Raw genomic sequence first — 11,390 nt, 5'->3', positions numbered from 1 at the left:
GCGGTGGCCGGAACACATCCGTCCACCGGGGAGTTGAGCGTGGCATGAGTCAACTCGTGGACCGCACGATCGCCGCCCTCCGCTCCGAGCACGACACGCTCGCCGACCTCGTCCGCACCCTCACCGACGATCAGCTGGCCACCACCAGCGGCGCCTCGGAATGGACTGTCGCGCAGGCGTTGTCGCACCTCGGCAGCGGTGCGGAGATCGGCCGCGCGCCCATCGCGCGGGCCGCCGGCGAGACCGTGGCGGCCGAAGACAACCCGACGATCTGGGCCCGCTGGGACTCGTCCGCGCCGCGGGCGCAGGCCGAGGGCTTCCTGGAGCACAACGGCCGCTGGCTGGAGACGGTCGAGGCGCTCACGCCGGAGCAGCGCTCGTCGCTGACCGTCGACCTCGGCTTCCTGCCGGAGCCGGTGCCGCTGTCGACCGCCGTGGGCATGCGGCTGTCCGAGGTGGCCAACCACTCGTGGGACGTGCGCGTGGCCTTCGACCCCGAAGCCGGGGTGGACGCCGGCTCGGCCGACGTGCTCCTCGACCTCCTGGCCGGGCCGGTGGGGTTCATGCTGAGCTTCCTCGCGAAGCCGGCCGAGCTCGCGAACCCGGTGTCCCTCGCGGTCCCCGGCGGCGGCCTGGTGATCGACGACGGGGTCACCGTGGTGGACCACCTCGAGGGGCCGTCCGCGACGTTCGACGGGCCGGCGGAAGCGTTCGTCCGGCTGGTCAGCGGCCGGCTCAAGGCGCCGTACGACAAGGGTGTCACCGTCGAGGGCAACGTCACGCTCGACGAGCTGCGCCGCGTGTTCCCCGGCTTCTGACCGGCCGTCCCGTGCGGTGCCGGTAGAGGAGCCACACGAAGTACGGCGCCCCGATGATCGCGGTCATCAACCCGGCCGGCAGCTGGCCGGGGGCGATGACCGCGCGTCCGGCGGTGTCGGCGGCGCACACCAGGATCGCGCCGAGCAGGGCCGCGGCGGGCAGCAGGCGGGCGTGCCTGCTGCCCACGACCGCGCGGGCCGCGTGCGGGGCGACCAGCCCGACGAACGTGAGCACGCCGATGCCCGCGACCGCCGCACCGGTCAGCAGCACGGCGCACGAGAGCAGCAGCAAGCGTGACCGCGCCACGGGTACCCCCAGTACCCGTGGCGTTTCGTCGTCCAGGGACAGCAGGTCCAGCTCGTTTCGCATGCGGACCAGCACCGGGGCGACCAGCAGCAGCACCAGCGCCATCGGCACGAGGTGGGTGAAGGTCCGGCCGTAGGTCGAGCCGCCGAGCCAGGTCAGCGCCTTGGTCTCGTTCCACGGGTCGGACAGGGTGATCAGCAGCGTCACCAGCGCCTGCGACGCCGCGTGCACGCCCAAGCCGATCAGCACCAGGCGTTCGCTGGTGAAGCCGCCGCGGGCCGCCACGGCGAAGACCAGCGCCATCGCCAGCGCGGCACCCAGGCCCGCGGACCCGGCCAGGGTCCAGAACCCGACCCCGGAGACCAGGGTGATCACGGCGACCGCGCCGAGGCCCGCCCCGCCGACGACCCCGATCATCCCCGGCTCGGCCAGCGGGTTGCGGGCGACCGCCTGGGTGAGCGCGCCGCCCAGCGCCAGCGCCGCGCCCGCCAGCAGCGCGGCCACCACACGGGGGACTCGGGTGTCCAGCACGCCGGTGACGATCGGGCCGGCCTGTCCGGTCACCCAGTTGACGACGTCGCCCAGTAGCAGTTTCGCGTCCCCGAGCAGGACCGCGCCGACGGCGACGCCGACCGTCGCGAGCGCCAGCACGGCCAGGATCACGCGGTACCGGACCGCGCTCAGCCCGCCTCGCGCGCCCGCCGCGGGCGGTTCGGCGGTCGCGGTGGTGATCCGGGCGGTGCGGGCCAGCACCACGAGGAAGAGCGCGCCGAGGATCGTCGTGACGACGCCCGTCGGCACCTCCAGGGCCCGTTGCGGGCTGATGATCGTGCGGAGCAGGACGTCGGCGCCCAGCAGGAGGGCCGCGCCCAGCGCGGCGGAGAACGGGAGCAGCGCGGCGTGCCGGTGCAGGCCCGGCACCACGACCGCGAGTAGCCGGGCCAGTGCCGGCGCGGCCAGGCCGACGAACCCGATGGGGCCGGCCAGGGTCACCGCCGCCGCGGCCAGCAGCACGGCCAGCGCGATCGAGGCGAAGCGGACGCGTCCGACGTGGACCCCCAGTGCCCGCGCGTGGTCGTCGCCGACGTGGACCAGGTCGAGCCGCCGGGCCATCCCGAGCAGCGCGGCCACCGCCAGGCCGACGAGCGGGCCGAGCGTGCGGATGCCCCCGAGCCCGTTCTGCTCCAGCGATCCCTCGCCCCAGGCGAACAGGCCGCGGGTTTCCTGGGCGTACAACAGGAGCAGGACCTGGGTCACGGAGATCAGGGCCAGCGCGATCGCGGTGCCGGCCAGCACCAGCCGCACGATCCCGGTGCCGCCGGTGCCGGACAGCGCGAGCACGAACACGGCCGCGGCCAGCCCGCCGGCGAACGCGACCCCGGTCGCGCCGAGCAGCGGCAGCGAGACGCCGAACGCCGCGACGGCGACGACCGCGAGGTGCGCGCCGGCGTTGACGGCGAGGGTGTCCGGTGACGCCAAGATGTTGCGGGACACCGACTGCAGCACCGCGCCGGCCACGCCGAGGGCGGCGCCGACGACCAGCGCCGCGAGCAGCCGCGGCAACCGCGACTCGACGACCACGGCGGTCGTGTCGCCGGTCGCGCCGCCGAACACCAGCCGCAGCACGTCGAGGGCGTGCACGTTCGCGGTGCCCTGCGTCAGGTGCACCGCCGAACCCAGCAGGATCAGGGCGGCGAGCCCGATGCCCAGCAGCGCGAGCCGCCCGTGGCGCCGTGCGGTGGCCACGGGCGGCTCGGTCAGGGTGACCACCGCTAGTTCTTCAGCGCGCCGACGGCCGCGTCGACGAACTGCTCCATGGACTTGGGCCCGCCGAACATCCACAGGGCGTCCGGGAAGCGGTGCACCTTGCCGCTCTTGACGAACGGGAGGTTCTTCCAGATCGCGTTGCCGGCCAGCTCCTGCTGGTACGGGTCGCCGTCGGCGTTGTTGGCGATGTACCAGAACCGGACGTCGGGCAGCTGGGTCAGGCCCTCGACGTCGGCCTGCGCGAGCCCGTAGACGGGGTCGCCGTCCATCGGCCACGCGGTCTCGAGGCCGAGCTTGCCGAACACCGCGGAGACCAGCGCGCCCTTGGTGTACGGCCGGATGCTGACCGAGCCGGAAGTGACGTAGGCGTCGGAGAACGCGACCTTCTGGCCCAGCGCGCCCAGCTTCTCGACCTCGGCCCGGCCTGCGGTGAGCTTCCGCTCGAACTCGGACTTCAGCTGCGCGGCCACGGCTTCGGTGCCGGTGGCCTTCGCGATGGTGTCCAGGTTGGTGTACATCCCGGCGATCGGGTCCTGGGCGGTGCCGCCCTTGAGGACGATCACCGGCACCTTCGCCTCGATCTGTTCGAGGGCACCTTCGGTGACGCTGTCGGTGACGACCACGAGGTCCAGGCCCAGCGAGCCGAGCGTGTCGAGGCTCGGCTCGCCGCGGGTGCCGATGTCCTTCGGCGTGCTGTCGAGCTTCTCGGCGCTCACCCACTGGCCGTAGCCCTTGATGTCGGACACGCCGACCGGCGTGACGCCGAGCGAGACGAGGTGCTCGACGCCGTTCCACTCGGTCGCGGCGACGCGCTTGGCCGGGTGGGGCAGCTTCACCTCCTTGCCGCGCGAGTCGACGACCGTGACCGGGCCGGCGTCGCTCGTGGCGGCCGCGTCGCTCGCGGGCTCCTCGGTGGTGCCGCAGGCGGCCACGAAGAACGTGGCGGCCGCGGCCAGGCCGAGGAACAGCCGGGTGATCCGCATGTTTTCTCCTGGTGTTGTGCGATGTGCTGTGCGATGACGGCGTACCGGTCAGACCGACGCGGTGCGCGCTTCCGAGTCGTTGAAACGGCCGACCGCACGGGTGTGGATCCGGCCGTCGGCGCGGTCGTGCACGACGTCCACGCGGATGCCGTAGGCCCGGCTGAGGTTCGCCGGGGTCAGGACGTCGGCGGGGGAGCCCTCGGCGGTGACCCGGCCGTCCTCCAGCAGGAGCACCCGGTCGGCGACCGCGGCGGCCTGGTCGAGGTCGTGCAGCACGACGCCGACCCCGACGCCGTGCCGGTCGGCGAGGTCGCGGACGACGTCGAGGATCTCCACCTGGTAGCGCAGGTCGAGGAAGGTCGTGGGTTCGTCGAGCAGCAGCAGCGCGGTGTCCTGGGCCAGGCAGGCGGCGAGCCAGACCCGCTGCGCCTGCCCGCCGGAGAGGGCCTGCACCGGGCGGTCGGCGAGGGCGGCGAGGCCGGTCAGCTTCAGCGCGCGCTCGACGGCGGCGGGGCCTTCGGGGTCGCGGCCGCCCCAGCGGGACCGGTGCGGGTGCCGGCCGAACTCGACCAGCTCCCGGACGCACACGCCGCCCGGCGCGGTCCGCTGCTGCGACAGCACCGTGATCCGCTTGGCGATGTCCTTTCCGGACAGTGCGCGCAGGTCCGCCCCGTCGGCGAAGGTGACCGAGCCGGCGACCGGCGGGTGCAGCCGCGCGAGCGCGCGCAGCAGCGTCGACTTCCCGCTGCCGTTCGGGCCGATCAGCGCGGTCACGCTGCCCGCGCGCAGGGAGACGGACGCGGCCCGCACGACGACGTCGCTGCCGTAGGCGACATCGATCTCACGAGCGTGCACACCGGTCTCGGCGCGCTGGGGGACGAAGGACACGGAAGGACAATAAGGGCAGGCTCACCTAACTACAAGATTTGTGGTGGCCGGCACACCGGCGGATCCCGGGGGACTGTGCTGGTCAGGAGTGGACCGCGTCGGCGAGGGTGGGGTAGACCGCCAGTACTTCGTCCACGGCGGCGACGCTGATGGATCGCAGGGCGGCACCGGTCGCGACCACGCGCACCCGCGTGCCGTCTCCGGCGTCGTGCCGGGCGTCGAGCAGGACGTGCAAGCCGGCCGCGGCCAGGAAACCCACCTCGGTCAGGTCGATCACCAGCTTGGCCGGCCGCTGCGTCAAGGCGGCCGCGACCGCATCGGCCAGCCGTGCGACGGTGTGCAGGTCCACCGTCCCCTCGGCCGCCACCACCTGCACCCCGCCGAGCCGGCGAACCGACACCGCCAGCTCGTCTCGCGGGTCGGCGGGGAGACCCTCGGGATCGGGACGAGTCACCCGTCCATTTTGCCCGCCCGCGCCGTCGGATGCACCCTGATGCTCCTGTTCAGGCGTGGCGGCCGGAGGTGAGGGTCGCCCAGACGACCTTGCCGCCCGACCAGCGTCGGCTGCTGCCCCAGGCCTGTGCGGTCTGGGCGACGATGCGCAGGCCGAGTCCGGGATCGCGCAGGCCGGTGCGCTCGAGGAGGGTCGCGGGCCGGGGACTGTCGTCGGCGACCGAGATGGTGAGCAGGCCCCGGCGGAGGTCGAGCCGCACCTCGGGCGAGGACGTGGTGTGCCGAAGCGCGTTGGCGACGAGCTCGCCGACGATCAGGGTGCCGTCGTAGACCAGCTCGGGTACGGCCCAGTCCGCCGTGAGCTCCCGGAGGAACGCGCGGGCGAGCTTCGTCGCGCTGTCCGTGCGGGGGAACACCCGTTGGGCCCACCGGCGGATCGGGACCGTCTGCTCCCGTTCGGCTGCTTCGACGTCGGTGTGCACCGCGACGAACCGGTCGATGCCGTAGCGGTGGAAGGCATCCAGGTGGGTCGGCTGCCGGGTGATCAGGGAGAACGGGATGCCGGGCCAGTTGCCGATCCGGCGTGCGATCAGGGGGAACACGGCGGTCGGGGACAGCTCGTCGATGAGCAGCCCGTCGACGTCGGCGATCAGCCCGGGTGGGCCGTCGGCGGCGACCTTCAGCAGGCCGTCGCGCAGGAAGCCGTAGCCGGGGAGGTCGAGTTCCCCGGTAACGGTGACCACGGTGCTGGCGAGCCGGGCCGAGAGCTCCAGCGTGACACCTCGGTCACGGCGTCCGGTCACGGTCCCTTGCTGACCGCGCTGGATCGATGTCGGGGGTCCACCACCTCAAGCTACTCCCCGCCGGGTCACGGGGACAGCGGCTGAGTTTCTTCCATGAGCAGCAGGGCGCCCTGGCTTTGGCTGCCGGCGGAACGCAATGCGCTGCACAGCAACCTGACGACCGCGGGCCGGCCTCGGCGGTTGATCGCGTTCAGCGTCAGCTCGGTCTGGAAGCCGGCGTCGGCCAGCGCGTCGCGAACGGCCGGCCGGAGCTCGGTCAGGGGCAGCCCGATGTCGAGGTTGAGCAGGTGCGCGCCCTCGGCCTCTTCCCGGCGCAGTCCCCAGAGGTCTTCGGCGCCGCGGTTCCAGGCCTTGATCCGCATTTCGGTGTCGACCACGACGATCCCGGCCTGGATGGAAGTCAGCACGGACTCCAGGAAGTCGTTCAGCTCGTCCAGCTCGACACTGCGGTCGCGGAGGGCGTCGTTGATGGTCTGCAGCTCGTCATTGGTCGACTGCAGCTCCTCGTTCATGGTCTCGAGCTCTTCGTTGGTGGACTGGAGCTCCTCGTTGGTCGTCTCCAGTTCCTCCACTGTGGACTGGAGCTCCTCGTTCGTGGTCTCGAGCTCCTCGTTGGTCGACTGGAGCTCCTCGTAGGCGGATTCGAGCCGGCGGTTGGTGTGCTCCAGTTCGAGCAGCAGCAGCCGCGCCCAGCTGACGTCGTGGAACACCACCGAAACGCCGAGCAGGCTCTTGTCGCGGCCCACCAGCGGGTTCACGTGCACCTCGTACCAGACCGTGTCGCCCGCGCGCCGCCACTCGACGTCCTTCACGCGCAGCGACCGTCGTTCCAGCCGGGCTTGCTCGACGTACGGGCGCAGGCCGACCGGCCGGTAGGACACGTCGAGGTCCCACAGCTTGCGCCCGATGTCGCGGTCGTTGAGCCCGAACGAGAGCTCCGCCTGCCGGTTGATCAGGGCGACCACCTCGTCGGCGGTCACCACCAGCTGGGCCACCGGGCTCGCGGAAAAGGCGTGCTCCCGCAGCTCGTCCAGCCCCGACATGTCGATCGACTTCCGTCCGGGTGGACCGGGGGAGACGAAATGGCTGTAGCCGGCCGGGCTGCCGGCGACCTTGCGGAAGACGCGCCGCTTGAGGTCGAGCGGCTCGAAGATGCGGGTGTGGCTGAGCAGCATCTCGGCTTTGCCCAGGAACATCAGCCCCCGTGGCGCCAGCGCGAAGTGGAACCGCTCGAGGATCTTGGTCTGCGTCTCGGCGTTGAAGTACATCAGCGTGTTGCGGCACACGAGCAGGTCGATCCGCGAGATCGGGGCGTCCTGGACCAGGTCGTTGCGGCCGAAGATCACCGACCGGCGCAGGTCCTTGCGGAAGCTGTACCGGCTGCCCTGCAGTTCGAAGTACCGCTCCAGCTTGTCCTCGGGCAGCCCTTCGACCTCGGTCGGGGTGTAGGCCGCGTGCCGGGCCTGGGCGAGGGCTTCTTCGTCGACGTCGGTGGCGTAGATCTTGACGCGCTGCCGGAACGCTTCGACCCCGATCGCGTCGGCGAACGCGATGGCGAGGCTGTAGGCTTCCTGACCGGCGGCGCAGCCGGCGCTCCACACGCGGATCGGCTCCTCCGGGCTGCGCTCGGCCAGCAGCGCCGGGATGGCCTGGTCGCGCAGGTACTCCCAGGCCTCCGGGTCGCGGAAGAACCCGGTGACGTTGATCAGGATGGTGTTGAACAGGGAGACGAACTCGTCGGCGTTGACCTGGAGCTGGTCGATGTACTCGGCGTAGTTCTCGGCCCCGGCCTGGGCCATGCGGCGCTGGACCCGCCGGCGCAGGCTGCTGCGCTTGTAGCCGGTGAAGTCGAAGCCTCGCGACTCCTTGAGGTAGGCGAGGACCGACTCGAACTCACCGTCGTCTTCCGGCTGGGGCTCCGTCACGCTCCGCACGCTACCCGCCGAGGTCGGGGTGGGATCGGCCGCGCCGGGCGAGCACGGCCCACACGACCTTGCCCCCGCTCCAGGACCGGCTGCACCCCCAGATCCGGGAGGTCTGGGCGACCAGCCGGAGCCCGAGCCCGTGGTCCTTCCGCGCGGGCAGCTCGAGCAGCACGGCGGCCCGGGGATCGTCATCGGCGACCGCGACGGTGAAGACGCCCCTCCGCAGCTCCAGCCGGAGTCGCGGGTGCGACGTCGTGTGCACGATCGCGTTCTCGACCAGCTCGGTCGCGATCACGAGCGCGTCCTCGGTGTGTTCCGGCACGCCCCACTGCGCGCAGACCCGTTCGACGAACGCCCGGCCCATGGCGGACGCGCGCGGCGACGCGGCCAGCAGCTGGATCGCCCGCCGCCGGGGCGGCCGGTCGCGCGCCTGTTCCGCCGCGGCGACGTCGGCGTGGACCGCCACGAACCGGTCCACCGTCCGCGCCGCCAGCCGGGCGAGGTGGTCCGGGCGATCGGTCACCACCGCGAACGGGATCCCCGGCCACACGCCCATCCGCATCGCGATCACCGAGAACACCGTCAGCAGGGTGTCGTCGTCGACCTCGAGGCCCTGGATGTCGGCGATGACGCTCTCCGGCGCTTCCGCGGCCACCTTGAGCACGCCGTCGCGCAGTTCGGGGTAGGCGGCCAGCGTCAAGGTGCCGGTCAAGGTCGCCACGGTCGACTCCGCCCGGTACCGCGGTACCAGCAGCAGGCCGTCTTCGGGTATCACGGGTTCGCCTCGGTCTCCTGGGAGAGGGACACGAGGAACCGGCGCAGCGTTTCCGCGGCGGTCGCGCATTCCTCGGCGGTGCTGCCGTAGCGGCCGGTGAGGCCGGAGTGCCCGCGGCCGGCCGCGTCCTGTTGCATGCGCTGGGCGAGGGCAGCCTTTTCGTCCAGCGAGCGTAACGCCGTCCACAGCGCTCGTTCCAGTTCGATGTCGCGCGCGGTCAGCAGGGCCTCGGCCGACCAGGCGTGGCCGATCCGGCAGCGGTACTGGCCGGGCTGCCGCCCGATCTCGAGCAGGGAGCCCTGGCAGTCCGGGCAGCTGTACCCGGACGCGCCGGTGGGCTCCTCGGCGACCGCGCCCCGCCGGACGCCGTCCCGCGCGATCCGGTCTTCCAGCAGCAGAACCGGTGTGGGCGGGTCGACCGGCTGGGCGCTCGCCGCCGTGCGGACCACCCGGTCGAGCACCTTGCCGAGCACGTCGGCGGGGTAGACGTGGTCCGTGCTCACGTGGGCGAGGGCGCTTTCCGGCATCCCCGGGTAAAGGGCGTCCGCCGGGTCCTGCACCATCGCGAGGCCACCGCGTTCCACGACCGCGGCCAGACCGGCGGCACCGTCGTGGAGAGCCCCCGAAAGGATGACGCCGATCGCCCGTGGTCCGGCCGCGACCGCCGCGGACCGGAAGGTGGCGTTGATCGCGGGACGGTGCCCGTTCTCGGTCGGGCCGTGGCTGAGCATGAGCGCGCCGTCGTCGATGAGCAGGTGGTGATCGGGCGGTGCCACGTGGATCACGCCCTTGGCGAGCGGCGCGGCGTGGGTCGCCGGGACCGCCCGCAACGGCCCGGCGCGCGACAGGATCTGCGGCAGCGCCGTCGGTGCGCCGCGAGCGAGGTGCATGACCACCAGGACAGCGGCGGGGAAGTCGGCGGACAGCGACCGCACGGTCTGGCGCAGCGCCTCGACACCACCCGCGGATGCGCCGATCACCACGACATCGCGTTCGAAGGCCATGGCGGTCACCTCCTCACCCCCGTCACGGTAGTCGCATCCGCGCCTGCAGGTAACACCGCCGACACGAAGCGAAACACGGGGACCCGCCGCCGGCCCGGCCCGCACCGGAATCTCCCGCCACGAGCACGACGTTCTCGGGCCGATGTTCCCCCGCGAGGAAGCCGGTGCCGGTGCCGGTGCCGAACTCGCCTCCGATGCCGTAGCCGCGGCGGATGCTCGACGGCGATCGGCCGGCGGCCTCCGCGGCGTCGTCGATGGTCTGGTTGGCGGCCGGGAGGGCCTCCGGCGGGAAGAACGGCGAGCTCGGGATCCAGCCGTCGGCGAGGGCGCCGGTCAGGCGCAGCAGCCGCGGCCGGCAGGCGCCGAACCAGATGGCCATCTCGTGCAGCGGTGCCGGTCCCGGCTTGGCGCCGGCCGGCCGGTAGTGCTCGCCGGCGAAGTCCACGTCCTCTTCGGACGTCCACAGTGCACGGATGAGGCGGACGGCTGCCGTGCGGCGCGGACCGTCTTCCGCGACGATCGACGCCCACTTCCCGAGTGCGCGAAACGTGGGTTCGGTAGCGCCCGGTCCGGTGCAGCCTGAGGCTGTTCCGCGGATGAGCCGCCGGAGCTCCTCGAGAAGCCGGAGTACCGCCATGCCCCCTGTGCCGGACATCGCCGCGCCGTCCCACCGCGGCCCGGTCGCGCTCGCCCGCGGGTTCCTGACCGGCGGCGTTGTCGGGGCGACGCCGAGCGCCTTCGTCGTCGGCATCATCGTCGAGCGGGTGCCCCTGATCCTGGCCGCGCTGGGGCTTCCGCTCGTGTACGGCATGCTGCGCTTCGTCGCCAGCATCCCGCGGCGGGCCCGCGAGGCGGCGGTCGTTCCCCGCGTGGCGCTCGCGAAGGTCGAGAGCATGCGCGCCGGCGGCACCGAAACGGGCGACGTCCCGGTCGGCTTCGTCCTCACGGTCGCCCCGGACGGCGCGCCGTCGTTCCGGGTCGAGGTGACCCACCCCGTCAACCTGGTCGACCTCCCCGGGTGGCGCCGGGGCGACCTCCTCGTCGTCGAATACCCGCCGGACCGGCCGTGGCGGGCCCGGATCGTGACGCGCCCGGCGCCGGAGTGGGAGCGACGGCTGGCGACCGCCGCCGTCGCGTCCGCACCCGAGTCCGCCGTGGTGAACGCGCCGCCGGAGGGCTGTGCGTTCGGCGCGGTCACCTTGGTGGGGTTGCTGCTCGCCGCGGCCGCAATCCCGTTCCTGTTCCGGGCCGAGCTGTTCGGCCCGGAGACCGCCGAGCGGCCGGCCGAGTCGTCGTCCACGTCGGTCACGTCCTCCTCGGGCTCCGCCACGGTGACCGTGGGGCCGGACCGGACCCTGCTGGACGCGGGGGAGCTGCGCCGGGCCGTCGACTCCCTGGCGCGCGCCACGGACGTCTCGCCGGTGCTCACCGCCGTCGTCGAGGAACGGCGGCTGTCGGTGGTGTTCGCGCCGACCGCCGCGGACGTCCCGCGGTTCGACCTGCGCACGCTGCCCTTCGACCGCATCCCGGACCTGGTCCGGGAGGCCACGCGCACCCTGGACGTCGGGACGCCGCAGACCTGGCAGGTCGTCGCCGACCCCTTCGCCGTCCGCGTCACCGTGACCGGCCCCCGCGGAAGCTCCTCCCTGCCGCTGGGTTAGGCAAGG

Annotated in this window: 11 protein-coding genes; 2 read left to right on the top strand and 9 right to left on the bottom strand. The window is 72.9% G+C overall.

All coding sequences use genetic code 11. The annotated features are described in order from the left end of the window. The first annotated feature begins 44 nt into the window (after positions 1 to 44). Positions 45 to 818, top strand: a complete 774-nt coding sequence (locus ACZ7OU_RS37180; protein WP_470258833.1) for a maleylpyruvate isomerase family mycothiol-dependent enzyme — start codon at positions 45 to 47, stop codon at positions 816 to 818. Here ACZ7OU_RS37180 and ACZ7OU_RS37175 read toward each other — a convergent pair. The 9 genes from ACZ7OU_RS37175 to ACZ7OU_RS37135 form a co-directional block, all read right to left on the bottom strand. Next, positions 778 to 2,895 carry an iron ABC transporter permease gene (locus ACZ7OU_RS37175; RefSeq protein ID WP_470258832.1) on the bottom strand — a complete coding sequence of 706 codons (2,118 nt, stop codon included), beginning with the start codon at positions 2,893 to 2,895 and terminating at the stop codon, positions 778 to 780. The two genes, ACZ7OU_RS37180 and ACZ7OU_RS37175, sit on opposite strands and share 41 nt — an antisense overlap. 2 nt (positions 2,896 to 2,897) lie before the next feature. Further along, on the bottom strand, positions 2,898 to 3,875 hold the full coding sequence (locus ACZ7OU_RS37170; protein ID WP_470258831.1) for an ABC transporter substrate-binding protein: 978 nt from the start codon (positions 3,873 to 3,875) through the stop codon (positions 2,898 to 2,900). Positions 3,876 to 3,923: 48 nt separating this feature from the next. Continuing rightward, on the bottom strand, positions 3,924 to 4,763 hold the full coding sequence (locus ACZ7OU_RS37165; protein WP_470258830.1) for an ABC transporter ATP-binding protein: 840 nt from the start codon (positions 4,761 to 4,763) through the stop codon (positions 3,924 to 3,926). An 82-nt stretch (positions 4,764 to 4,845) separates the two neighbouring features. Next, the gene (locus ACZ7OU_RS37160) at positions 4,846 to 5,217 is read right to left on the bottom strand and encodes an STAS domain-containing protein (RefSeq protein ID WP_470258829.1); all 372 of its coding nucleotides are present in this window, start codon (positions 5,215 to 5,217) and stop codon (positions 4,846 to 4,848) included. A gap of 49 nt (positions 5,218 to 5,266) precedes the next feature. Then, the gene (locus ACZ7OU_RS37155; protein ID WP_470258828.1) at positions 5,267 to 6,019 is read right to left on the bottom strand and encodes an ATP-binding protein; all 753 of its coding nucleotides are present in this window, start codon (positions 6,017 to 6,019) and stop codon (positions 5,267 to 5,269) included. A gap of 65 nt (positions 6,020 to 6,084) precedes the next feature. Continuing rightward, positions 6,085 to 7,944, bottom strand: a complete 1,860-nt coding sequence (locus ACZ7OU_RS37150; protein WP_470258827.1) for a CheR family methyltransferase — start codon at positions 7,942 to 7,944, stop codon at positions 6,085 to 6,087. A 10-nt stretch (positions 7,945 to 7,954) separates the two neighbouring features. After that, entirely contained in the window at positions 7,955 to 8,716 is a 762-nt protein-coding gene (locus tag ACZ7OU_RS37145) for an ATP-binding protein (protein ID WP_470259039.1), read from the bottom strand. Further along, positions 8,716 to 9,723 (bottom strand): chemotaxis protein CheB, encoded by a 1,008-nt coding sequence (locus ACZ7OU_RS37140; RefSeq protein ID WP_470258826.1) that lies wholly within the window; start codon positions 9,721 to 9,723, stop codon positions 8,716 to 8,718. Before ACZ7OU_RS37140 ends, ACZ7OU_RS37145 begins: the two co-directional genes overlap by 1 nt. Before the next feature lie 22 nt (positions 9,724 to 9,745). Then, positions 9,746 to 10,360: an LLM class flavin-dependent oxidoreductase gene (locus tag ACZ7OU_RS37135; RefSeq protein ID WP_470258825.1), complete on the bottom strand. Its 615-nt coding sequence runs from the start codon at positions 10,358 to 10,360 to the stop codon at positions 9,746 to 9,748. Here ACZ7OU_RS37135 and ACZ7OU_RS37130 point away from each other — a divergent pair. After that, a complete protein-coding gene (locus ACZ7OU_RS37130; protein WP_470258824.1) occupies positions 10,359 to 11,384 on the top strand; it encodes a hypothetical protein in 1,026 nt (341 codons plus the stop codon). The two genes, ACZ7OU_RS37135 and ACZ7OU_RS37130, sit on opposite strands and share 2 nt — an antisense overlap. The last annotated feature ends 6 nt before the right edge of the window (positions 11,385 to 11,390 follow it).

Source organism: Amycolatopsis sp. NPDC114505 (genome assembly GCF_055633615.1).
The sequence above is the reverse complement of the archived record's forward strand: the minus strand, read 5'-3'. Positions and strand labels throughout refer to the sequence as shown.